Genomic DNA, 25,547 nt, shown 5'->3' with positions numbered 1-25,547 from the left:
TTAGGATACATCGTTCGCCAGCCATAGCTAAAAGTACGCTTTCAGCTAAACGGTACTGCCATGCCATCACTTAACCAAAAAACTCATTGCACTATGTCGCAAAACAACCAGCTCAAAACCCTCCCGCTGTTCTCACTGAATAGCATTAACATGCGCACATTTCACATTACGTGGCTCATGTTTTTTGTTTGCTTCTTCGGCTGGTTCGGTCTTGCACCGCTCATGCCCACCATCCGTGAAGACCTGGGCCTATCTAAGGCACAGGTAGGCAATATCATCATCGCCTCCGTATCGGGTACCATACTGGCACGCCTCATCATTGGCAAACTATGTGATACCTGGGGGCCTCGTAAAACGGCTATCCGGCTACTGATTGCTGGTTCAATACCGGTGTTTTTGGTAGGGCTGGCCAGGGACTATACCACTTTCTTACTTTTCCGCTTAGCCATCAGTGTGATAGGCGCATCCTTCGTAGTCACACAGTATCATACTTCCATGATGTTTGCCGCGAATATCAAAGGCACTGCTAATGCAGTAACCGGTGGCTGGGGCAACCTGGGTGGTGGGGTAACGAACATGGTGATGCCGGTTATCTTCGCAACGATTGTGGGCCTGGGGTTCACCAAATCTGAAGCATGGCGGTATGCAATGATCCTGCCCGGCATCATGATGCTGATTGTAGCCTTCCTCTATTCACGCTATACAAAAGATACACCGGATGGTAACTTCGATGAGATAGGCCATCATGCGAATAAAACAAAAACTGATTATTCCATACTTGCTGACTGGCGCATATGGGCATTGACATTGGCATATGCAATGTGCTTTGGCATGGAGATCACTTTTGACAATGTGGCTTCTTTACACTTTGTCGATACATTTCATTTATCACAGAGCAGTGCAGGTTTCTGGGCAGGCGTGTTTGGCTTCATGAACATCTTTGCCCGTGCCATGGGTGGTATCGTATCGGACAAAGTAGGTGCCCGCTTTGGTCTCAAAGGCAAAGGTCGTCTGCTCGCCATCGTATTATTACTCGAAGGCATTGGCCTGTTGCTCTTTGCACAGGCTGGTAATCTCACACTGGCGATTATCTCTATGCTCACCTTTGCGCTCTTCCTCAAAATGGCGAATGGTGCTACCTACGGCATTGTACCTTTTATCAATGAGAAAAACATTGGACTGGTCAGCGGTATCGTAGGTGCAGGAGGTAACCTGGGCGGTATGCTCTTTGGCTTCCTGTTTAAGTCTGAATCCATCTCCTACATACAGGCATTCACTTACATTGGCTACATCGTAATTGGTGTATCGCTCATCGTGATGCTCACAAGATTTATCAGTAAACCAGCTAAATCATGGCTTCATACAAAACAACCTGTTGCTATTGCGGAGTAGGATGTGGGATCGTCGTGCACCAGGACAGGCAGGGAAAGATCCAGGTAGAGGGAGATAAAGATCATCCTGTAAACAGGGGCATGCTTTGCTCCAAAGGGATGAATCTTCACTATACTGTGATGGACACCAGCGACCGGTTGCTCTACCCTGAGATGCGCTACAACCGCCACTTACCCAGGCAACGCGTATCATGGGATCAGGCACTGAATCGCACTGCCGCCGTGTTTACAAAAATCATTCAACAATATGGCCCGGATGCAGTAGCCTTCTACGCATCCGGGCAATGCCTTACAGAAGAATATTATGTAGTCAATAAACTCATCAAAGGATTCATTGGGAGTAATAACATAGATACCAACTCACGCCTTTGTATGAGCAGTGCCGTTGCTGCTTACAAACTGGCGTTGGGCGAAGACAGTGTACCCGGTGCTTACGATGACCTTGAACTCGCTGACTGCATCTTCGTAGCTGGTGCGAACCCTGCATGGTGTCATCCTATTCTCTGGCGGCGTGTAGAAGCTGCGAAAGCTGCTAATCCTGATTTGAAAATTATCGTCAGCGATCCCCGTGTTACACAGAGTTGTGCTATGGCAGATCTGCATTTGCAAATTCATCCCGGTACCGACATTGTATTACATCATGCCATTGGCCGTGTATTAATAGAACAGGGACATATAGATCCACTATTCATTCGCGATCATACAGATGGTTTTCAACAATACAGGGATATCGTGATGGAACGCAGCATAGCAAGTGCTGCCGAAATTTGTGATATACCTGAAAATGCTATCTACGAAGCTGCATCACTGATTGGAAATGCATCTGGCTTCATGACTCTCTGGACCATGGGGCTTAATCAAAGTGTAGTTGGTGTACGCAAAAATCTCAGCCTGATCAATCTTCATTTGATTACAGGACAGATAGGCAAACCCGGTGCAGGACCTTTCTCCCTCACGGGCCAACCCAATGCCATGGGGGGCCGTGAAGTGGGTGGCTTATCTAACCTGCTGCCGGCACATCGTGTATTGGATAATCCGGCGCATCGCAAAGAAGTACAGGCGTTCTGGGGTGGCGTGCCGCTATCAGAAAAACCCGGTCTCACCGCCACAGAGATGTTCACAGCACTCAATGATGGTAAACTAAAAGCCATCTGGATCATGTGTACTAATCCGTTGGTAAGCTTACCTGATGCGCGATTGGCAGAAGCAGCTTTAAAGAAAGCAAAGTTTGTAGTGGTACAGGAAATATCCAATCGCCCTGAAACCTTGCAATATGCTGATGTGATCCTTCCCGCCGCTGCCTGGACGGAAAAGGAAGGTACCATGACGAATGCAGAACGCCGCATCAGTTATCTCCAAAAACTCACAACACCTCCCGGCGAAGCGCTGCCTGATTCAGAGATCATCTGTCGCTTTGCAATCAAGATGGGCTTCCATGGTTTTGATTATGAAAATACTGCCGCTATCTATGATGAGCATTGCCGCCTCACAGCGGGGACCAACATCGATGTAAGCGGCTTAAGTTATTCTACTTTACAGGAAAAACGTACCGTGCAATGGCCGTACCCACAGGGGGAAAAAGGATTTGGTACACCGCGTCTTTTCACAGATCATACTTTTTATACCCAAACCGGCAAGGCAGCGATTCACTCTTTTCCTGACGGGAATAACTCTACCCCTCCTGATCCTGAGCTACCACTCATTCTTACCACAGGCCGTATACGCGACCAGTGGCATACCATGAGTAAGACAGGTAAAGTGAGCAAACTAAAACAACATATTCCAGCGCCACTATTAGAGATCCATCCTGACGATGCAGCAGAAAGAGGCATCAAAGTGGATGATATCGTTGAGATTTACAATGCTAACGGCAATGTACGTGTGAAAGCACAGCTCAGTACCAATATCAAGAAAGGAGTGGTCTTCCTGCCTATGCACTGGGGCAAGACACTCAACAGTGATCTGAACAGGGCAAACAACCTGACCCATACGCTGGTAGATCCTATTTCCAAACAACCTGACTTAAAATACACCGCAGTACAGGTACGGCGTTTTCAAAAGCCTACACAACGTATCATTATTATCGGTGCGGGTGCAGGTGCCTGTGGTTTTGTAAAGTCGTACCGGACGATGAATACAACAGATGAAATCACTGTATTCAGCAAAGAAAACTTCCCTTTCTATAACAGGGTCATGCTCCCTGACTATATAAGTGGTACCCAGCAATGGCAACAGCTGGTAAAGATGACAGATGAAGAAGAAGCTTCACTAAAAGTGAATCTGCTCAGAGGCATCAGCATCGTAGATATAGATCGCAGGCACAAAACAGTCACAGATAGCCTGGGTAATGAACACCAGTATGATATCCTTATTCTGGCGATGGGTTCAAGAGCAGCCATGCTCAAGGGTGTACCACCATTAAAAGGTGTATTCACTATGCGCAACAGATTGGATGCCGATGCGTTTATCAAACATATCGACCCGGCCAAAGGAAAGGTGATGATTGCAGGTGGTGGTCTCTTAGGCATCGAACTCGCAGCTTCGCTCAGAGAGATTGGGATAGAAGTAGGTGTACTGCAACGTACCTCCCGCCTCATGTCCGCACAATTGGATAAACTGGGTAGCCAGTTATTGTATGAAGAACTGAGTGACAGAGGAATTGAAATATTGTACAATGATGAAATAGAGCGCTTCACAGGCATACAAGCATTAGATGGTATCAGGTTGAAAAGTGGCCGGCATGTACCTTGCCAGGCAGTCGTACTCTCCATAGGTACCACCCCAAATATAGAGCTGGCGCAGGCTTCACAGCTCACCTGCAATAGAGGAGTGATTGTAAATGATTACATGCAAACCAGTGATCCTGCAATATTTGCTATCGGAGAAATCGCAGAGTTCAAAGGTACGCTCTATGGTATTACAGCTGCTGCAGAGCAACAGGCGGCCGTGGTAGCGAAGTTCCTGAGTGGAGATATCAGCACTTATTACCAGGGCTCACTCTTCATGAACATCCTGAAGATGCATGGCACGGACCTTTGTTCCATGGGCACTGTAGAGACACCAAACGACCCGGCCTATGAAGAAGTTGTATTCATCGATAAGTCCAAGCGCTATTATAAAAAGTGTGTCATTCACAATGACCGGCTCATTGGCGCTATATTAATAGGTGATAAATCAGAGTTCCTGGAGTTCAGGGACCTGATAGCCAATAAGATTGAATTATCAGAGAAACGATTAGCCCTGTTACGGTCCAACAAGAAGGCGACTCCTGTAATCGGAAAGCTCATTTGCAGTTGTGGTAGTGTGGGAGAAGGGAACATCAAAGAGAAGATCAAAGAAGGGATGCACACGCTGGAAGGCATCTGTCAGGCTACAGGAGCAGGATCTGGCTGTGGTAGCTGCAAGCCGGAGGTAAAGGCGATCCTTGAAAAGATATTACAACCATGCTAAAGAAAACACAGACCATACAGATCAATTTTACGGGTGGAATTATTTCTCCCGGCTACCTGCTGTCTATCTTAGAAATCGCGGAAACAGCGAAGATATCGGAGGTACGTTTTGGACAGCGGCAGCAACTGATCATAGAAGTATCTGCTCAAACGGCCCGATTATTCGAGGATCATGTCAGTACCACACCCAATATCATCAGCGCTTATCCGGCCACCGGTATCTTCATTTCCAATACCTGGCTCTCTGAAGGTATCTATAAAGATGTCTTTGAAATGCTGAATTGGGAGTCGAAACTCAAGATCAATGTCTGTGATAGCCGCAATACCTTTACTCCTTTCTTTACAGGGCACCTGAACTGGATAGCAGGTACGCAACCCAATTACTGGCATTTGGTATTTCGCTATCCGAAGAGCACCCAGCTCTATGCATGGCCGGAACAGTTGTACACAAATCACATCGGTGAATTGAGCAGACAGCTGGAAACACAGCTGCTGAACCATGAACCGATTCAGGGTGTAGCCGTGGAGAAAGACCTGCAATTACCAGACTTTCACCTGCCTTACTATGAGGGTTTCAATAAGTACGATCAGTATTACTGGCTGGGTATTTACCGCCGGAATGAATACTTCCCTGTTTCATTTCTGAAAGGGCTCTGTCATATCTGTATGGAAACAAAGACCGGCCAACTCTATGCTACACCCTGGAAATCATTGATCATCAGGAATATTGAGCAGGAACACCGCCCGCTGTGGGATTATTTATTAGGGAAGTATGGCATCAATGTACGACATGCCGCCAATGAACTGAACTGGCAGATACCAGATAATAATGAGGATGCACTGGTGCTCAAACGCCACATCATCCGGCACTTTGATAATGCGGATGTACGTACTTACGGGCTTTGTTTCAGTGTAGGTCATCATTGCTTTGGGAGCATCGTCATCACACAGCAGGAGGCGAAATACAAGACAGCGCTCAAGGGACAACTCCGTTACGATATCAGCTATACGCCGGACTTCAATCCCAACTCTGGCACTCTGATCAATTACCGGTCCGGGGTAGCCAAAGAACATCTGGGGCCCTACATCACTTCACTCTGCAAATACTTTTACGAAAGACACAACACCAATGATCCGCTGCCGGGTTATGTTGCAGCACATACGGTAGCTATACCACCTGTGGAAAAATACGTGCACCAGTGTCCTGCATGCCTGAGTATCTATGATGAGCAAATGGGGGATCCTGATCAGTCAATAGTGCCCAATACCACATTTGAGCAATTGCCAGCACACTATAAGTGTGCACTCTGTGATGGGCCCAAAGCGGATTTTAAACAGGTTTCGTATGCTACACTTACGGCATAAATAGCATTCCACCGGGAGTTTTTTCCTTGCTACTGCAGGCAATATCATTGCTTTAACAATACATTTGCATTTTTCCAATACCACCACTCGCAGTACCTTCCACACCATTCTCATCCTTATAGTCCTATAAAAAGAGTCAAAAAACCCTGATTTCACTACAAAATGCGATCATTAAGTATTATTTTTGCGCTGCAAATCGCGTAAAAAAAATAATATGTCTCCTAAATCGGCGCCTGACATCGTACTGATCGGTGCGGGCATAATGAGTGCAACGCTAGGCGTATTGCTGAAAGAATTACAACCGGAGCTGACAATAGAAATCTTCGAACGACTGGACGTGATCGCCGGAGAAAGCTCAGATGCCTGGAACAATGCTGGTACAGGCCATTCTGCTTTCTGTGAGCTGAACTACACACCAGAAAAGAAGGACGGATCTATCGACATCGGAAAAGCGATCAAGATTGCAGAATCTTTTGAAATCTCAAAAGAGTTCTGGTCGTTCCTCGTGCAGGCAGGTTGCGTAAACTCGCCGGGCAATTTCATACAGAGCGTACCTCACATGAGCTTTGTATGGGGAGAGAACAACGTAGAATATCTCAAGAAACGTCAACAGGCGCTTTCTGCAAATAATCTCTTCAAAGGCATGGAATTTTCCGAAGACCCTGCGGTGATCAAAAACTGGATCCCCCTGGTAATGGAAGGTCGTGACCCTAACGAAAAAGTAGCAGCTACCCGTATGGAAGCTGGTACTGATATCAACTTCGGTGCCCTCACCCGTTCTCTCATCGCTTATCTGCAACAACAACCTGGTGTACATCTTCACCTCGAACACGAAGTGAAAGACCTGGAACAGGGCGAAGATGGTAGATGGAGATTGAAAGTGAAGGATCTGAAAAATGGTAAAAAAAGAACATTACAGGCGAAATTTGTATTCATCGGCGCTGGTGGAGGTTCCCTTCCACTGCTGGAAAAATCAGATATCATAGAAGGTAAAGGCTTCGGTGGATTCCCTGTAAGCGGACAGTGGCTGGTTTGTAAAAACCAGGCAATTGTTGAAAAGCATGCAGCTAAGGTATATGGTAAAGCTTCTGTAGGTGCACCGCCAATGTCGGTACCTCACCTCGATACCCGTATGATCGATGGCAAGAAGGCATTGCTGTTCGGACCTTATGCAGGTTTCTCTACCAAATTCCTGAAAAAAGGTTCGTGGCTGGATTTACCCCGCTCTATCAAGTTCAATAATATCCGTCCGATGCTGGCTGCTGGCCTTGATAACCTTCCTTTGACAAAATACCTGATTGACCAGGTACGTCAGTCACCGGAAGAAAGGCTGGAAGCATTAAAGGATTTTCTGCCTGAGGCGAAGATGGAAGATTGGGAACTGGAAGTAGCCGGACAGCGTGTACAGGTGATCAAGAAAGATCCGGAGCATGGTGGGATCCTGGAATTTGGTACAGAAGTGGTAAGTTCCGCCGATGGTAGTATTGCTGCATTGCTGGGAGCTTCTCCTGGTGCAAGTACAGCGGTGTCTATTATGTTGGAATTGCTGAATAAGTGCTTTAAGAAGGAGTTGGCGACAGAAGCATGGAGGAATAAGTTGCTGCAGATGATTCCGTCTTATGGGAAGAAGCTGGCGGATGAACCTGATATGCTGGAACAGGTGAGGTCATGGGCGAATAATGTTTTAGAATTGAAATAAAATAATCATGAAAGAGGGTATTGAATTCCCTCTTTCATAATTGTTTTATTCTTTTTTATATCAAGGCCTGTTTTTCAACATAGAAAGAAGGCCCCTTTTATTCATTTGATAAAAAAGCCCCTACCATACTGCTGATATCTTCTGTACAATAGGTATTCTAAATATAGCATCTACTATTGGATCACATACCAACTGCCGCAACTTTTCTATACTGATACCCACTACAAACACTACGATCCCTACACCCAGCAAACTGCTGAACAATTCCACATCATTATGTATAATACTGTCCAGATACACCACAAAGTCACTTATCACAAAACAAACATTGCGCTGCTCATGTATCAGATACGTTCCAAATACCAGCGTAGAGATTGAATTAATAAATCCACTTCTAATAGATATATTCCTGAATGTATAAAACAGGGATACCGCTGCCAGGATGATGAACGGACTATTGTAGTTATACACATTCCATGCCTTATCATATTTCCCCATTCTGAATGCTGTATAAGCCAGTGCAAAGGTCACAAGACAGCACAGGATATACCACAACCAGGGCACTCTGATTACCGGCACATAATAACGACAAAAATAAGCCAGTATATAAATAAAGATGAAATTACAGATCCCAAATCCCCGATCGGAAATGAAGTTCCCCGGAATGTATTTAATATTACAGAACACCAGCAGGATGAGCAGTATCCATATCAGCTGTCCTTTACTCATCGCATTCAGTCCTTTATTCAATATCGGAGATATAGCATACAACACTAAGAACACCGGGACAAACCACCATCCTTTATAAATAAAAAAGAACGTGGTAATAAAAGTGCCCTTATCAAAAGGTGCCTGCCCTGTAACTACAAACAACAGGTACAATAGCACAGAATACACCAGTGCCTGGAAGAATAATGCAAAGAATGATTTTACTTTGAACCTGATCTGAAAATAGCCGGAGATGAAAACATAAGTATTCACAGCCACAATCAGAAAACTATTCAGTAATAACTGGAACGCTGTAGAAGAAGTAGGTATATACCCCCCTGTGCCCAGCTCTCTCAATCTTAATCCTCTTGTCACCACATGATGCATTATGATCATAAACATAAGTAGTATACGCAATAGTTCAATATTAGAGTCTCGCTGAACTTTTTCAATTTTCATTGGAGCAGATTATTATTATGATGAATGTGAAAAACAAAAAAATAGAGGATATGGAAATATCCCCTTTGTTTTAACCTTATCTTATTGTTTCTAAGAGACTTTTTTTACCTCAACCCCGCTGCCTTATACGGTATCCTCACTACCACACTCACACTCTTTCCCGGCTTTATCACCAAACTAAAACTCCCCTCATGCAACGCCGCCATATAAGACATCAAATAACACACCGGCTGGTTGAGCAATTCGTTATCAGCATCCCTGAAATAGTTTGCATTGAAATTTCCCCTGATCTCAAAATAGCTTTCTTCAAAACTAAATATAAGCTTAGGCAACTGATGACTCATTGAATGCCGGTTCATCCAGAAATAAAGATTCAATACCAACTGACGGATCACAAACTCATCTATATAAGCATCAATCCCTTTTTTTACAGATGGTAACTCAGTGACGGGTTGCAACACTTTATTATATGGTTCATCCCGGATCAACTGATTCAAAAATAAATGCAGGCTCGTTTGCTTCCTCTTAAATGCAAAACTTTTGTTTAGCATATATTGTACTATCCGTACATTTTGCAGCTGGAAGTCTAATTCGATCACCTGCGACTTGATGGCCTCCGTCTGACGTATTATTCTTCCTTCGACTTGCTTCCCATCATATAACGCGATCAGCTCTACGCTGGAAAGAATACTCGCTACAATGGATTTCAACTCGTGAAAGATGTCCTCAATAAGCCGGTTGTCCTCAAGGAAATTTTGTACTGACACAGAAGTTTTCATTTACAACGCTGTTTACAGGCTTCCTAAAGTTGGTTATCGGCTTATAATAATGCCGGAGTGTAAAACTAACACTTAATGCCTGTTATTTGCTATTAACATTATTACTTATATTAGTAAAATATGGCCAATCTGATGTTTTTTTTCAAGGTAGTATCATGCTAGCTTATAAATAGTATACAACCCAACTGCCGTTCACTATATTCAAAAAAGTTAAAACGCATTTTTATCTCCTCTGATGGTATTGAATACTGTCAGGAAAATGATCTTCAAATCAAAATACACCGACCAGTTTTCCATATACCAGATGTCATGTTCTATTCGCTTACTCAGATGCAGATCGTCTGTAATCTCCCCCCTGTAACCGTTTACCTGCGCCCAGCCCGTAATACCCGGTTTTAAGAAATGCCTGATCATATACTTCTGAATAATCGCCGAATATTCTTCTGTATGCTTCAGCATATGCGGTCTCGGACCTACAATCGACATATCTCCCCACAACACATTCAGGAATTGTGGCATCTCATCGAGGTTCGTCTTTCTCATGAATTTTCCCAATCTGGTAAATCGCTTGTCATTTCTCGTCGCCTGCTTACTGTTCGCATCATTGTTTACATACATACTTCTGAACTTCAGACAACGGAATGTTTTGTTATTTCGACCGGTTCTGTTCTGGATAAAGAATACAGGTCCCCTGCTTTCCAACTTCACCAGCAGCGCCAGTAAAGGTATCAGCCAGCTCAGTAAAAAGACCGTCACCCCTAAGCTGAATACCAGGTCAAAGAAACGCTTCCTGATCCTGTTTGCAATATCATCCAGCGGCTCTGACCGCAGTGAAATAATAGGAATGTTATCCAGGTAATCAATGTAGATCTGCCTGTTTACAAACATCCTGAAATCAGGGACAAAGCGAAAACGGATAAAATGTTTCTCTGCTTCATGGGCCAATGTATACAGGTAAGGAAACTGCTCAGGTGATAAAGTAGAATAGATCTCCCTGATGTTATTTGACTGTGCATAATTGATGCACTCCTGCAAGTTGCCGATAACGGGATAATATGACAGCTCATGTACATTGTTGTATTCTTCAAAATAACCCTCAAAACGGAGATTGCTCTTTCTACCCAGCAGGTTATCAACCAATTGCTTGGAAAGGTCGTTATAACCCACGATCACCACCTTCCGCTCGATTTCCTTGCGCCGCATCAGGTAATGCGTCAGCATATAAAAGAAAAGCCTGTCTGCCAATACAATGATGAGGAAAAGCGAACAATATGTAATGATGAAGATTCGGTTATAGGCTTCTTTATTTAAAAATACAAATAACAATATTAAGAGCAGGTAAAGCAAAATACCCTGAATCGTTTTCCTGGCTATCTTTTCATAAGACATCTGCTGACTCATAAAATAAATACCCGTAGTATACAACGCAATAACCCACGCAATATTTGAAGCGAGTAAAAAAGTATCTCTATCCAGGTGTACTGGTACCTCTTTTTGTTGTAACCAGTAAGAAACAAAGAAGAAAAAAGCATTCAGACAAAAGAAATCCATAATCAGGATCTGAATGCTGCATATTTTTAAATAACGGTTCAACATAAAAAATAAGTTTTATCCTACTACTACATGTTCTTCGAATCGCCCCATAATCCTCCCGACTGCCAAATAATTCTCTGCGTACGCTCTGCCGTTTCCTGCTATCACGCTCACATCTTCACTCACTGACCGAAGTATCCCTTCGTTGAGGGCCTGTTGATCTTCTGCATCTACCAGTATCCCCATATTATGTGCAGACACCAGGTCATGCAAGCTCGTGCCGCTATTGGCCGTTATCAATGCCAGACCACCCACTGCTAAAATTGTCGTAAGCTTGCTTGGCATAACCAGGTCACTGGCATTTGCTTTTTGTATCACAAGATGTACATCGGCCATATTCAGGAAGTGATTAAACCGCTCAAATGGTTGCAAAGGGAAAAAGATCACATTCTCCAATCCCATCTCCTGCGCCTGCGCCACTAACCGCTCTTTGTATGGTCCTGACCCACAGATCAGAAATTTAAGATGTCTGTCTCCCCTCAATGCCTGTGCGGCCAGCAGAATGGATTCCAACCCCTGTTTCTCCCCGATCGCACCTGAATACAACACAATCTTATCCGTCGCAGCAAAGCCGTATTCTGTTTTCAACAACAACCGCTCTTCAATAGGATGAAACTTGTTTACATCCACCCAGTTCGGAAAGAAGAAAATATCTTTCTTCGCCTTTTCCTGGATCTTCTTCATCATACCATCCGAAATACTGCCCACCATATCTGCCTGCCTGAAAATATATCGCTCCATTTTGAAGAGTATATTGATCAGCTTTGGCGAAGTAATCAGCTTCAGGTCTCTCGCTGCTTCTATCTGCATATCCTGTATATGATAGAACACTTTCGCACCTCTCAGTTTCTTATAGATCACCGCCAGCAATCCCAGATGGAAAGGAGGAACTACCGTAATCACAACATCATACTTCTTCCGGGGCAACAATGTCAGCAACTTAAAAAATGCAGATACGGCAAATGAAAAGTCGAGCATGATCCTCGTTTTGCCCGTAGGTTTTGCCGGCACATATTGCGGACATCGGTATACCGTCAGGTTGCCCTGTTTCTCTTTCGTATACCAGTTCTTTTTCCTGTCGTAAGGTGGCTGCACCTTCCACTCCGGGTAATATGGGTAACTGGTGATCACTGTACAGTCATACCCGTTATCCGCCAGCCATTTCATCATCTCACCATTGTATTTCCCTATCCCGGTAGGTTCCGGTGAAAAGTTCCCGCCTATCAATAATATTCGTTTGGACATATCTATGCTAAAATCTCTCTTTTACGTACTGAAATAGCAGGGTTCCCTGCATAAACAAGCCAGGCATCCATATCCTTCGCTGCGACTGACTTCACCGTCAGTACAGCATGGGAGCCGCATACAATACCAGGGCACACTACTGACTGCGCACCAATCCACACCCCATCTTCTATCCTGATACCACCCAGTCTGTAAGGAAAATCACTACGTTTGTAATCGTGATTACCCGTCAGCAACATGGCCCCTTGTGATATACACACATGATCGCCAATACGCACCTCATCCAGATTGTCGATCCAAACACTCTCTCCAATCCAGCAGTGATCACCAATTTCGAGCTTCCACGGATATTTGATCCTCACCTTGGTCTTGATCACAAGACCTTTGCCCACCTTCGCGCCAAATGAGCGCAACAGCCTCCGCTTAATGCCATAGGGCCATGGCAAAGCACTGTTAAAAATGTAATAGTTAACCAGGTACCATAATCCGATTTTCCACTTGGGTCCGGCTGCATAGTTGCCTGTGTTAAACCTGGATAGATCTGTGTTCATCGGTGTATGAAGTATTTGATTTGTTTTGAAAAAAGCGGCATAAATAAACTCCAGCTATTGCGCCAGTCGTATTGAGCAATACATCGTCAACATCAGCGACTCCACTTTCTGTATAATACTGTATGATTTCAATGGCAAGGCTTAACAAAAATGCTAATACGGCTATCTTCACTACACGCTTCATATTGAATACCTGCATCATCACAAATGCAAATGGCAGGAACAACACGATATTACCAAACAGGTTGCCGAAGAAATAGAAAGCATGGACCAACCACGTACCTCCATGTGTGTCAAACAACTCCTTCACACTATCCACGATCGGGTGTAATCGCAATCGCTCTGCATCTGACAACTTCACTCCTTTTCTCCACGGCGCCCAAAACACGATATAAAACAGCCCCACGAAATACGTAATACTATAAAAGGTCCTTTTCATTAATTAAGCACGATATTATAATCCTCCTTCAGCACAGCAAGCATCTTTTCTTTCCCTTTATCTCCATTCAGCTTCCGTTCAAACTCTTCCAGGTTCACATCTACCAGTAGGCGATACCAATACCCCTGCATAAAGTGAAACACAAATCCATGATACCCGTCCATAAATCCGAATCGTAAAATGTACCTGTACATGAAGTAAAAGGAAGCCCGCATACCCGGTGATAAAGAAGAATATACCCGCTCCTTCAGGAACCGTTTTTTCTTCGCCTGCGTGCTCTCCATTTCCAGCAATCGCTTATCTGCACTCAGCAGGCCGTATTTAATATTCAGCAGGTCAACCATCTCACGGATGGCATAGTTATTATGCTTGTTCACCCACCAGTGTATCGCATTCAGGTTGTAATCCACAATGTGCTCTTTGAACTGTGCTGTCTTTCCTTCGGACAGTACAATATGTTCATCCATCCACCGCTGCTCTATACTGCCTATTCTATTTCGCCAGATGCGCAGCAGGTTGTGTGGATAGAAACCACCATGCCTGATCCACTTGCCTTTGAACAATACCTTTCTGCGAATGTAAACACCACTTACTTCTGCTGGCAGTCCCTGTACTTTTTCATTGATCTCTGCAATCAATGCCGGTTCCAGGTATTCATCACTGTCCATGCGCATTACCCATGACGCCTGAATACCACAGTTATCCAGTCCCCATTGAAACTGCTGCGCATAATTCACCCATGTGTGCTGAAACACCTTTGCACCATAGCTCTCTGCAATCGCTACCGTACCATCCGTAGAAAATGCATCTACGATATAAATCTCATCCGATACCTGTCGCATGCTTTCCAGACAGCGACCGATATGCTTCTCTTCATTGTATGTAAGAATAATGACTGCCAGATCCATATTATATTACCTTTTTCGCTGTTCCTGAACTTTGATACAAGGTGACATAATCTCCTGCCAGCTTGTTCTCATTAAAATCCCTGTTGATGATATCCTTCGCAGTAGCCGTAATGCGGTTGCGTTCCAGCTTATCGTTGTAAGCCAGGGTCAGCTTCGCTCTTACCTCTTCAATGTCTTCAATACCTGTGATCCATCCCAGCCTGTTTTGTTCTACATAGCCAGACAAGCCCACATTGTTACTGATCAATACCGGTGTACCTACGTACAAAGACTCGATCACTACAATCGCAAAGTTTTCATTGTGCGAAGTGAGGGCAAACAGATCTGTATTTGCAAGGAAAGGGAATTTCGTTTCTGAATTCTTCCAGCCTACCCACTCTACATGATCTTCCATATTCAGTTTAGTAACGATCGATTTCAGTTCTGCCACATACGCTTCCTCACCTGAACCTGCTATCTGTAATTTATATCTGAAAGGCACTTGGGATAAGGCAATGAGCAAAATGTCCAACCCCTTCTTAGGATCTACACGAGACAAAAAGCTGATAGTAAATACTTCATTCTCCTGACGGGGACAGTCTACCACTGGCAAGTCTACCAGGTTAAAGATCTTTGCCCCCTGCCAGCCGTTATGGATGCGCAGACACTCATTCCACTCCATAGGCGAAGAAGTATGCAGATAAGTATGCTTGAGTAAACTTTTGCCGATTACATTGTGCAATACTTTTTTCTTTGCCTGGTTCTTAGCCGTCAGTACATAATCGCAGAACATACCATGCGGAGAAAGTACCGGTTTGATGCCTCTCAGTCTGCACATGAGCGAAGCACCTAATACAAGGAAACTCCACCATGAATGTATATGTACCACATCAAATGACTTCGCTGTTTTCCAGGTATGTTTCCACAAAGCAGGAGATACATGTGTATGATCGCCTGTTATTCTTGGAAAGTAGTACACTGTTACACCATCCACCTGCACAGGTGTCTTTAAAGGCACCTCTAATTCCTGATGACCGTTCGCAGTTGTAGTGAATACAGTCACCTCATGCCCAAGGCTTACCAATCTCTCAGCCAATCTGGCAATCACTACAATGGGCCCGCCGTATATAAAAGCCGGCTTGTAAGAAGGAACAATAAATAAGATTTTCATCATGATGCTTTTGCGCTGATCACCGGCATGGCTACAGCTGCTTTCTTACGTTTTTTTATCAATAAGGGCATAGCCACTCTTTTCTGAAAATGTATTTCCAACAGGTAAGCCATCACTAAGGTCAGCCCTGCAAAACAGATCCATGTCAGTGCACCGGGTCCCATGTGGTGCTTTACCAAACCTCTAAAGGCCATAACTTATTTTGCGTCTTCATGCAGTACAGGCTTGGGTGAAGAAATATGTCGGATGGCGGTCACTGCATTATCCGCCATTGTATCCATGGTTAATTCTTTCCTTACATAAGCGCGGGCATTCTCGCCCATTCTGCCTATTTCTTTTTCTGTTGAGAGCGACAATGTATCTACACATTCCGCCATGCTCTCGAAGATCATTCCATTGTGACCGTGTCTGATATAGCTGTATTCCACACATTGCAATACAGACTCAGAACGTTTGAATGTAAATACCGGCTTACCGTAAGACATCGCTTCTACAATTGATAAGCCCACCCATCCCGGCTGAAAATAAATATCCGCCATGCTGAACAACTCATCCTTCACCTTTCTGTCATACAGTGCCCCAAAATCATGAACATGTGTATACCCGGAGAAATCTGGTTTCAATCGGCCATCACCGATGATTACAAATGCGAAACCTTCAGGTGACAATCTTTCTATCAGCTCTACCAGCAGATCTACCCGTCTGCCCGGCTCATTGAATCTTGCACAGTATATGAGCACCCGTTGCTGGGTTATACCATATCTTTCTCTCAAAGATTGCTTATCAGCCATATTCAATTCGAGAATGGCATCCACACCAGAGATCGTATTATTTAATGCATGTCCATTCATCTTCGGCATAAACGGTTTCCACACTTCTAGTTCTTTCTTTGTATAGAACCACACACCATCAGACAAGCCAATCATCCAGCGCAGTAACAGGTGCGGTTTCTTTTCTTCCTTCACATATCGCTTTACAGAAATTCCATGTCCCCACAACACAATTTTTTGTTTGATGAAAGGCTTCAGTAACAGGATCAGCCAGGTGCTCAGGTGACCAAAGTTCAGCATCAGCACCAGTACTTTGTATTTCCTGTTCAGCAACGGGAAAGGATTATACAAAACGAATGGTCCTTTCATAAATGCACGCAAAGGAATAATGCCGGTATTTCCCTCTTTGAAATGATGCTTGCCAATATCGGCCTGCTTCTCATAACAATACAGGTCCATTGGCAACTGCTCCTTCAGCATGTTGAAAAACTCCTCCCTGTAGTGAGGTATATATGGTTGCAAAATGCCGATCATGTTAAAAGTTTAATTGCCCATCAGGTACTTTCTCAAAATGTCATTCTTTGATAAGATCTCAGAAACACCAAAGCTGAGCAGGTAAGTCACAATAATGGATCCCAGTGTCAGTACCAGTCCCTGTACAGGATGATGGATGAGCTGCATGCCTGTTTTAATCCCTTCCAGAAACACACCATGTATCAGGTAAATGCCCATTGAATTCCTGGACAATGCCATCATACCCGGATAACTACCATTTACCTGGAATAGCAGCAATGGAAACAACACCGCTACAAAAGCCAATCCAGTCAATACATGTGGCATAAACAGCTGTGCAAAAAACAACGCCACTGCCCATATTGGTACCAGTATGTATAAGCTGGTGCCATACATCTCTTTCACCTTTTCATAGTTGATGTAAAACAACATCCCTATCGATGCTGAAATCAGCGAAGGCACAAAGTACAACAGGATATGCCTGGTAAACCAATCGGCCTGCTTGATATCAGAAGGTGTATACCATAACACAATAGCAGATATGCACACAATAAAGAAGATGACCACATTTGCTATCTTCCGGTTTCGCACAGCCACATTCAATAAAGGAAAAAACAGGAGACTGAGGTAGAAAAGGTTGGGCAGGTACCACAACTGGTAAGAACTGCCTTTGAACACGAACGTCTCTATCCACTTCATTTCAAAAGGCTCGTGTATAAACCTTGCTTTAAATATTCTAATACCCAGGTAAATCAGTGTCCACAAAAAGAAAGGAATCATCAGTCGCTGGATGCGGGTCACCAGCATTTCTCTAAAGTTTCGGCGCCCCTTTCCGATGATCTGCCAGGCAAAGAGAAACATTGAAATGGCGATAAATACCGGTACCGCATAAGCATTCAACGGGTTCAACCTTTTCGTCAGTATACTACCGGCACAACCATGTATCCATACAACACTTAAAGCGGCGATAGGCCTGATAAAATCAAACCCCGTAATGTGCTGCCTGTCGTTCATGTGCGGAGGGGGTGTCTTTTGATTTAATAATATCACTTACATCGAATCCATAAATTTGCCTGCTGCCTTCATGAATGGAATCAAACGCTACCATGGTACCGTCTCCTTTCCATCTTGGGTGCAAATCACAGTGCAGACCACTGCGTGTGAAAGCCATCTGCTGAGGAGAGAATGCTTTCAACACTGTCTTGTCCACACCCTGCAGGTATGGCATAGATTTATCGAGGTCAGGCTGTTGATCCAGCATCTTATAAGTGCCAAGATCTACGCGGCGCTGTGTACTGTATTGGAATAAGAACAAGGTGCGGATGCCTTCGCTGTTGGGATAGGTATCACAGATCATCCAATCCCTGTTAGCAGGACAGAACATCGGATGCCCATCTTCAGTAATTACATCCTTTGCCAGCAAAGAGTGCGGCGCACCTTCTGCATCTGTAAACAACAACCAGTTAAAACCTGGATTACTGTTCACACCTGGTTTAGGCTTATATAAAATCTTCTTGATTATTTTTTTCGCCCTGCCTACCAAACCAGTTGGAAGCATGCGATATAACAATGAACTACGCAGTTTTTCCACACTACTACCTGTACGTCCCCATATAGCAATATGGTTATCATCCTGCCAGTCAAAGTGGCTCAGAAAACCGGTTGCCAGACAATGCAGTTCAGAGCCATCCGTATTGATAGTCATGAGGCGCGTGGTCTCACCACCATCTTTCAGTTTATATCTGTGCAAGAAGCAAACACGTGTCTGTGAAGGGTTCAGTAACAAGTGAGTGAAGTAATGGTTATTCCCCAGGTTCGCATTCATCTGGTAGTTCGCTACCTCTGCTACAGAGATGATCATCTCTTCTTCCCCTGTGTATACATTGTGCTTCACGATACCAGAATCAGCAGGTGCATCTTCACCTGCATATGCATCCGGCAAACCTGTGTAACCATAACCACCTACTCTGAACAACCGCGCATAGTCCAGACCAAACGCCCAGCCATCATCTGTAATCACATGGGTAGGAAATTCCAATGGTGTACATTCACCTGTTTTTGTATTATAGATTTTAGAACGCCATGCATGATTGATCTTATCATTTACAATGAAAAGATCTGATTTACCAATCCACTGCTGGCGTGCACCCTGTGGATAATTGTATGCATAAGTCTCTCCCATTTTATGATACTTTCCTTCCTTGTCCAGGTACCCGATATCACAGGGTACATCAGGATTTGGCGGTGTTAGCATATCATCGATCCTTAATGCAAGTAATTTATCGCCAGCATTGTTCCATGCGATCAGATCATGGAAACCGAAATAAAAGTTTCCTTCTCCCTTAGAAAGTAAAACAGCTTTATGCATACATCGGTTCTTTTTGTAGTATCCAGTTGGAAAATTCACGGGAACGGGTTGTCCAGCTATGCGCTGTAACGTCCAATGGCACACGCTCCAGCTGCTGCCGGACAAGCCCCGTAATCAACTCTGCCAGGGAACCCGGCTGAGTATTGTCGAAGTAGTACCCTTCGTTACCAAATATCTCTTTCGGCTCACCAATATTGCAGGTGAATACCGGTTTATGAAAAGGAATGTACATGTAGATCTTGCTGGGACAACGCGCCCAATCCTGTACCGTATTGTTCAATGGAGAGATGAATGCATCTGCCAGTTCGAAGTAAGAACTCAGCATGGTCTCAGGTACGTAACCCAGGAACTCAATGTATTCTTCAAGACTATTCGCTTTCACATAGGCTTTCGCCTCATCCAGGTGCCGGCCTCTACCCAGCAGCAATAATTTGATATCAGGTGTTTCTTTCACCGCTTCCTTCACCGCTTCCAGCATGGTGAACAGACCATAGTTCTTCGTCATTGTTCCCATATAGATGAGCACCGTTTTCCCTGCATACTTTGCCTGCAGGTCATCGAGGTGTAGCCTGGGAGCATCAATCACTTCTGTACTATAAGCATATGGAGAATACAACACAGACATATTGCGACGCATGAATTGTTTAGATCTCTTGCGATAGAAAGTTTCAAGATAACGGCTGGCACAAATCAGTTTATCTGCATATATCACAGACAGTGATTCAATAAAGTGTGCCATAATCTTTTTCAATCCCTTATTATCAGGAATACCTGATTGTAGTTCAGAGTGTTCAATCACCATCTGCGGGTTGAAGCCCAATGCACTTTTTCGAATCCAGTTACGGAATCCAAAAGAGCAGAAATAAATATAATCAGGACGAATCTCTTTCAGCAGCATGATTTTTTGTTCCACCTCACCATTCATGTTGGCTGGTTTATAAAAATATACAGCTACATTAGGACCACACTCTATGCTGGCTCTTTCCCTGTTCTCAGCACAGTCCATCGCAATGATGGAGACCTCCCATCCCAGATCAGCTAATGGATTGGCCATTCCCAGGGCGCGCTTCATAGTAGCTATCGTCGTGATATCCCCCGTTGTCAGGAAGCAGATCTTCTTCTTCATCGTCTTCTTCGTTTTGTAATGAATGGTAAATGGTAATTATGAATCCGATTATCAATGGTAGCGTATTTCGGATATGTGGCAAAGGTGAGAATGGGAATACCCAGAGTAGCTGAACCGTAAAGTATACAAGGATCGGGTAGTAAGGAGTCTCCATAGCCCGCTCATTCATGATAAGTGAAAACGCCCGTTTCATGACCAACCAGAAAATGTAGAAGATACAGAGAAATGCAATGATACCTCCATACAACCAAGCCCCCAATAATATAGAGTGACTGGGTATCACACCACTGTTATTCAGTGCTTCCATTCGGCTTCTATCTCTGTCTAGATCTTTAAACATCAGACTGCGGTAATGATTGTTCTCATCTACTGCCCAGGAGCCATGTCCAAGCCAGGGTGCATCTTTTATAGCTTCGATGGCTACAAAAAATTCACCTCGCCCCTCTCCGATCAAAGCAAATGGATTGTAAGGATTATCTGCATGTGATAGCTGATCATCGGCATGCTTACCTCCAAATTCACCAGACAATACGGCATTTACATAAAATATATACAAGACCTGGAAAAGAATGCCCACAAAAATGGTTAAGCCGATTTTTCTTGCAAGAGTCATATGCATAAGCACCCTGCGGAAGTGAATGATCAATCCCCCAAAAAGGAAGAACATCCCGTTCGAACGAAAGTCAAGTGCCACATTGGTAAGTCCATACGCCATAATAATGGCTACGGTGAGCATATCCTTTCGCTGATTATACGTGTAAAACGTAATGATTAAAATAATATAGTTAGTAATTGGTGCAATCCTGAACTTAAAGACTGAATAGTCCTCCATCATAGAAGATGTATCCTGCTCCAGACTCGAACTGCCAAAGAGAATCAACCTGACTACCTCGGCACACATAAAGGCGATAATTATCCGGGGTGTGTCGTCGAACATCCTGAACATAAATGTAAAAACCACCAGGGATACCCCAATCGCCGCCCAACCTCTTAGCATGTTGTTCATGCTATTGTTATTAATCACATCGCTCAACATTTGTATGGCGAGGAATATCAGCAAAGCTACCTGTATCCTTTTCACGTCAGGATTATTGTGGTATAGTTGTTTGGTACGGCTAAAATTCAATGAGTTGAGACCTGCATATACTTCACTCATAATAAGCGTACCCACAAATGACATCTGCACAGAACTGAGCAGAGAGTACAATACGATTTTTATATTCGATTTGTTCCTGGATAAATTCATGCGCTGATTATGCTTTTATATAGTTCAGTTACTTCCTGTGCATATCGTTCCCATGTGTGGCCGGTGCGAATCGTTTCTGCTGCTTTGAGTCCCAATTCCTTTCTCAGTGCCGGTGCTGCGCTTAGTTGCAGGATAGCAGCTGCCAGTGCATCGGCGTTATCATCGGGAATCAAAAAACCGTTTTCCATGTGTGTTACCGGCGCCCCGCTGTTTACAGTGGTGATTACCGGTAGTCCTGCTGCCATCGCCTCTTTCACGGATTGTGCCGCGCCCTCTACATATGTCGGGAAAATATACAGATCGCTCTTTGCGAGAAATGTCTTCAGCTGATCTTGTGGCATTGAACCATGCAGGGTGATACCCGGATGATTCCTGAACCAATCCGGAATAGCCAGTTCGTTCGATACATTGCCAATCACATCCAGTGTGAAAGGAAAATCTTTTTGAATAAGTTGTTCGATAGCCGATACGATCAGGTGAGCACCTTTGCGTACACCGAAGTTGCCTGTGAAAACCAGGCGGATCGTACCTGACTCATAAGATTGTTTTAGTGAATGAAAGCTCTCATCGATACCCAGGTGAATCACTTTGATCTTATCAGCAGCAAAACCCTGTGCAACAAAAGTGTCTTTCACATAGTCTGAATTCACCAACACCACATCTGCTTCTTCACAATCTTTCAACACATTGTTCCAGAAGCCATCGGAGATATTGATGAATTTTGATTCTTTGCTTTCGCTTAGTAGTTTGTCCAGTTGTCTTTTAATTTCACTGGGGTGCGCAATACTATGGTCTACGACAACTTTCATGCCCTGTGCACGAGCCTTTTTAATAGCACCTGCGCGGCCTGCACCACTACGTACATGAAAGATCTGGCCATTGCGGATGTACTTTTTTGATTCAATACCAAAAACTTTCCATCCCATTCTTGCCGCTTTATCTCTCGTTAAAAATTTCTTTCTGGTAAGGATAAAAAGAAACTGTATATAAAATTCAGAGAAACTGCAGGTGCGGATCAGCTCTCTCGGAAATCCCTTGGGAGAGCGCTTTCGCAAGCCGTAGGCAAGGTTGCTCCTGCCTACCAGTTTGCCCATGACATTGATAACTTTGTCAGGAAAGTGCTTCCCAGGTACCCAACCTGTAATCACTTCCACATCTACTCCCTGCTCTTTGATAGCAATGGCGGACTGTATCAGATGTAATCTGCCCTGTCCTGTCGAAATAATACTCTTCATATTTGATCTAGTTCCTTGTGAGCAAGCGTTTAACTCCGTTGACAACGGGGATTTTTTCAAACAGCAATCTTTTGATCTCTGCAAATGTATCTGGCATAGTAAGGTATATGCCACCCATATAGAATCCTGAACCGATTACAGAAATAAGGATCATGGCCGTGACCGGGTTAGCACCCAGATAAAGGAATCTGAAGAAATACCAGCAACTACCATAGCAAAGCATCGCTAAAGGAATCGGTATCACAAATACCTGCACGGTTTCTTTCCAGGTACCACCCAACAGTTTAAAACCATTGTATAACCAGATGGGACTAATCAATATATAAAAAAGCGATACACCTGCAGCCGTGCCATGCACCCCCCAAAGCAGTGTACCCGATAAAACCAGAATCACCATGACTATCAGTCCATAAAAGGATTGCCTCGCCATACCGGCAAACATCCCTTTTAGCCTGTAGGGTGTAGACCAGAGCCATGCTACCGCACGAAAAGCCATACCTATAGACAATATTTCTACCAATGCAATGGTCTGTACCCATTTTGCAGAGAGAAACACCCGAACGATCCAGTAAGCAGTAGCACCCTGCCAGATGGCGAAGGCCGCACCAAATACAGACAAATAGGTCACACTTTTTTTGAACATATCCTTAGCCCGCTGGCTATCTTTAATCGAAGCCAGGCTTGGAAACAATACACTGGGCAGGTTATTTGCCACAAAGCCAATCACCTGTATCGACAGGCTAAAGGCCATATAATAAATACCTACTATGGTCTTACTCACTAAAAGCCCAAGTACGATATAGTCTGCCTGATCCATGACTCGCTGCACAATGGAATTTATTAACGACCACGAACTGCTTACGGTAAGGTACTTCCAACGGCGCAGGTGTAGATTAAAATGAATATTCAGGTGTGTAACACGGTATTTTACAATTAGGAATGTCACTGAAACAACAAGTGGAGGTATTACAAAGCTATATACTCCAAACCCTATAAAAGCCAGTGCTACCGTCATAAACATCGTCAGCACTGTCTCCATGATCCGGATAACAGAAAGCGTTTTAAAATCTAAATCTATACGCAGTTTTGTCAGAGGGATCACACTCAATGCGTCCAATGGTGTAGTCAGTGCATAGAAAGCAACCAGGACGAAAATGTTATGATCCTTGTACACTAAACTTCCTATATAACCCATCACCAGCAAAAAAATACAGGAAACAAATCCGAATACCCATGAGATGCCAAAGGATAAAGGAAGCCAGTTTGTAAAGGCCTTCTGCCGCCTGATTAATACATCGTTCAAGCCAAACTGCTGAATGATCAGACCAATGCTGGTGACGGTATACACCAGGCTGATAAGACCAAACTGCGCTGGCTCCAGCATCCATGCCAAAACGATCTGACCTAAGATGGAGGTTAACTTTGTTGCTCCAGTTTGCATCAGCATCCAGCTGATGCTGTTAAATACATGTGTTCCTGAAAGATTCTTTTTGCTCAAAATTAAATAGATGACTGAATGAATGAAGATAATTTCTCCGCTTCTGAATCAATGATATCAAGATTAGGATACATGATGCCATTGTTCTTTTTATGATCAAAGCCTAGTCTGTTAAAAATACCCGCCCTCGGACTATTGGTCAGCAATCGGGCAGGCTTACCAAAGGCGAGACTTACTGCACAGGAATGTACCCTGTCTGATACCGTGAAGTCTGCCGATTTATACAAGGCCAGGTAAGAAAGCAGATTATAGCTCAAAAACGAATTAGGTAATGCAAAATTGATATGGTTAAACTTTGTAGACACTTCCTGGTTAACTCTGACAATCTTATGTCCCTTTATAGCTTCCTGCACAGGGCGAAAGCGGTTCAGGTGGCGGCTAAAACGGTGATTGAGCCCACAAAATGTCTTTTTACGCTCCAGCTCTATGTTCCTGATCTCAACCTCTCCATTTACTTTGTAGACTGGTTCCAGTTCCCTGTAAAAACTGCTGATAAAAAATTTGAAATTTTTATCCAGTGTATCTACAGGCAACATTTTATTCACCAGGAATGCGGTGCAGATACCATTGTAAGAATTCTTTACATAATCTTTGAACTTCAGATAAGTATCCTGATCGCGGGATGATAAGAACAACGGCTGATATTTTTGAAAAAATTCTCCCGTTTCAGTGCGCAAAGAATCAGAGATACCTGCACTTGATACACTAACGAGTGCATACTGCTCCCCTCTTTCTTTGATCTGTTTGATCTTATCTTTATAATTGGTCAGTATCTGGCGAATTATAGGACCAGAGAAAATATGCAGATCAGCAAATTGATAATTCATCAAGTGAAGGGCATTCTTCTTTTGCCAGTCGCTCTTCGGGCGAAATGCTCTTAAGATCGGTCCCTCTTCCATTAATACATTGGCTTCCGGATACAATTTTTTAATTAATACAAAAAGTGCACTCTGGTAAAACCCATCACCGATGTTATTCCAAGTAGAATTTTCAACTAAAATTTTCATATAGATAGATATTTAATTCACCATTGCCGGCATAACTTCCGGGTGGCT

The 25,547-nt window shown here is 43.8% G+C and carries 21 protein-coding genes; 4 read left to right on the top strand and 17 right to left on the bottom strand.

Going from position 1 to position 25,547, the window contains the following annotated elements:
* The first annotated feature begins 93 nt into the window (after positions 1-93).
* The 4 genes from SIO70_RS12870 (at position 94) to SIO70_RS12855 (ending at position 7,904) form a co-directional block, all read left to right on the top strand.
* Positions 94-1,392 carry an MFS transporter gene (locus tag SIO70_RS12870; protein ID WP_320581257.1) on the top strand — a complete coding sequence of 433 codons (1,299 nt, stop codon included), beginning with the start codon at positions 94-96 and terminating at the stop codon, positions 1,390-1,392.
* Positions 1,353-4,841, top strand: coding sequence for a molybdopterin-dependent oxidoreductase (locus SIO70_RS12865; RefSeq protein WP_320581256.1), 3,489 nt, complete (start codon positions 1,353-1,355; stop codon positions 4,839-4,841). Before SIO70_RS12870 ends, SIO70_RS12865 begins: the two co-directional genes overlap by 40 nt.
* Positions 4,835-6,205: a rubredoxin domain-containing protein gene (locus SIO70_RS12860; protein ID WP_320581255.1), complete on the top strand. Its 1,371-nt coding sequence runs from the start codon at positions 4,835-4,837 to the stop codon at positions 6,203-6,205. Before SIO70_RS12865 ends, SIO70_RS12860 begins: the two co-directional genes overlap by 7 nt.
* A gap of 214 nt (positions 6,206-6,419) precedes the next feature.
* Complete coding sequence (locus tag SIO70_RS12855) at positions 6,420-7,904, top strand: malate:quinone oxidoreductase (RefSeq protein ID WP_320581254.1); 1,485 nt, start codon at positions 6,420-6,422, stop codon at positions 7,902-7,904.
* A 120-nt stretch (positions 7,905-8,024) separates the two neighbouring features.
* Here SIO70_RS12855 and SIO70_RS12850 read toward each other — a convergent pair whose 3' ends face one another.
* From SIO70_RS12850 to SIO70_RS12770, 17 genes are all read right to left on the bottom strand, one after another.
* Positions 8,025-9,008, bottom strand: a complete 984-nt coding sequence (locus SIO70_RS12850) for an acyltransferase family protein (protein ID WP_320581253.1) — start codon at positions 9,006-9,008, stop codon at positions 8,025-8,027.
* Positions 9,009-9,175: 167 nt separating this feature from the next.
* Positions 9,176-9,850 carry a hypothetical protein gene (locus SIO70_RS12845; protein ID WP_320581252.1) on the bottom strand — a complete coding sequence of 225 codons (675 nt, stop codon included), beginning with the start codon at positions 9,848-9,850 and terminating at the stop codon, positions 9,176-9,178.
* A 210-nt stretch (positions 9,851-10,060) separates the two neighbouring features.
* A complete protein-coding gene (locus SIO70_RS12840; protein WP_320581251.1) occupies positions 10,061-11,446 on the bottom strand; it encodes an undecaprenyl-phosphate glucose phosphotransferase in 1,386 nt (461 codons plus the stop codon).
* A gap of 12 nt (positions 11,447-11,458) precedes the next feature.
* On the bottom strand, positions 11,459-12,688 hold the full coding sequence (locus SIO70_RS12835; RefSeq protein WP_320581250.1) for a WcaI family glycosyltransferase: 1,230 nt from the start codon (positions 12,686-12,688) through the stop codon (positions 11,459-11,461).
* Between the two features lie 2 nt (positions 12,689-12,690).
* A complete protein-coding gene (locus SIO70_RS12830; RefSeq protein WP_320581249.1) occupies positions 12,691-13,239 on the bottom strand; it encodes a WcaF family extracellular polysaccharide biosynthesis acetyltransferase in 549 nt (182 codons plus the stop codon).
* Positions 13,214-13,678, bottom strand: a complete 465-nt coding sequence (locus SIO70_RS12825; RefSeq protein WP_320581248.1) for a VanZ family protein — start codon at positions 13,676-13,678, stop codon at positions 13,214-13,216. The genes SIO70_RS12830 and SIO70_RS12825 overlap by 26 nt, the downstream gene beginning before the upstream one ends.
* Complete coding sequence (locus tag SIO70_RS12820) at positions 13,678-14,586, bottom strand: glycosyltransferase family 2 protein (protein WP_320581247.1); 909 nt, start codon at positions 14,584-14,586, stop codon at positions 13,678-13,680. The genes SIO70_RS12825 and SIO70_RS12820 overlap by 1 nt, the downstream gene beginning before the upstream one ends.
* Position 14,587: 1 nt before the next feature.
* On the bottom strand, positions 14,588-15,739 hold the full coding sequence (locus SIO70_RS12815) for an XrtY-associated glycosyltransferase XYAG1 (RefSeq protein WP_320581246.1): 1,152 nt from the start codon (positions 15,737-15,739) through the stop codon (positions 14,588-14,590).
* Positions 15,736-15,930, bottom strand: coding sequence for a hypothetical protein (locus SIO70_RS12810; RefSeq protein WP_320581245.1), 195 nt, complete (start codon positions 15,928-15,930; stop codon positions 15,736-15,738). The genes SIO70_RS12815 and SIO70_RS12810 overlap by 4 nt, the downstream gene beginning before the upstream one ends.
* Positions 15,931-15,933: 3 nt before the next feature.
* Complete coding sequence (locus SIO70_RS12805) at positions 15,934-17,040, bottom strand: glycosyltransferase (protein WP_320581244.1); 1,107 nt, start codon at positions 17,038-17,040, stop codon at positions 15,934-15,936.
* Between the two features lie 9 nt (positions 17,041-17,049).
* Complete coding sequence (locus SIO70_RS12800) at positions 17,050-18,033, bottom strand: acyltransferase (protein ID WP_320581243.1); 984 nt, start codon at positions 18,031-18,033, stop codon at positions 17,050-17,052.
* On the bottom strand, positions 18,002-19,387 hold the full coding sequence (locus SIO70_RS12795) for a hypothetical protein (protein ID WP_320581242.1): 1,386 nt from the start codon (positions 19,385-19,387) through the stop codon (positions 18,002-18,004). The genes SIO70_RS12800 and SIO70_RS12795 overlap by 32 nt, the downstream gene beginning before the upstream one ends.
* Positions 19,380-20,513 carry a glycosyltransferase gene (locus SIO70_RS12790; RefSeq protein WP_320581241.1) on the bottom strand — a complete coding sequence of 378 codons (1,134 nt, stop codon included), beginning with the start codon at positions 20,511-20,513 and terminating at the stop codon, positions 19,380-19,382. The genes SIO70_RS12795 and SIO70_RS12790 overlap by 8 nt, the downstream gene beginning before the upstream one ends.
* Positions 20,422-21,759 carry a hypothetical protein gene (locus SIO70_RS12785; protein ID WP_320581240.1) on the bottom strand — a complete coding sequence of 446 codons (1,338 nt, stop codon included), beginning with the start codon at positions 21,757-21,759 and terminating at the stop codon, positions 20,422-20,424. The genes SIO70_RS12790 and SIO70_RS12785 overlap by 92 nt, the downstream gene beginning before the upstream one ends.
* Complete coding sequence (locus tag SIO70_RS12780; RefSeq protein WP_320581239.1) at positions 21,756-22,994, bottom strand: glycosyltransferase; 1,239 nt, start codon at positions 22,992-22,994, stop codon at positions 21,756-21,758. The genes SIO70_RS12785 and SIO70_RS12780 overlap by 4 nt, the downstream gene beginning before the upstream one ends.
* A 7-nt stretch (positions 22,995-23,001) precedes the next feature.
* Positions 23,002-24,492: an oligosaccharide flippase family protein gene (locus SIO70_RS12775; RefSeq protein ID WP_320581238.1), complete on the bottom strand. Its 1,491-nt coding sequence runs from the start codon at positions 24,490-24,492 to the stop codon at positions 23,002-23,004.
* Between the two features lie 2 nt (positions 24,493-24,494).
* Positions 24,495-25,499, bottom strand: coding sequence for a polysaccharide pyruvyl transferase family protein (locus SIO70_RS12770; RefSeq protein ID WP_320581237.1), 1,005 nt, complete (start codon positions 25,497-25,499; stop codon positions 24,495-24,497).
* Positions 25,500-25,547 lie beyond the last annotated feature (48 nt).

The sequence above is a fragment of the Chitinophaga sancti genome, from assembly GCF_034087045.1.
GTDB lineage: Bacteria > Bacteroidota > Bacteroidia > Chitinophagales > Chitinophagaceae > Chitinophaga > Chitinophaga sancti_B.
Note: the sequence above shows the minus strand (reverse complement) of the source record. Positions and strands in the feature narration are given on the sequence as shown.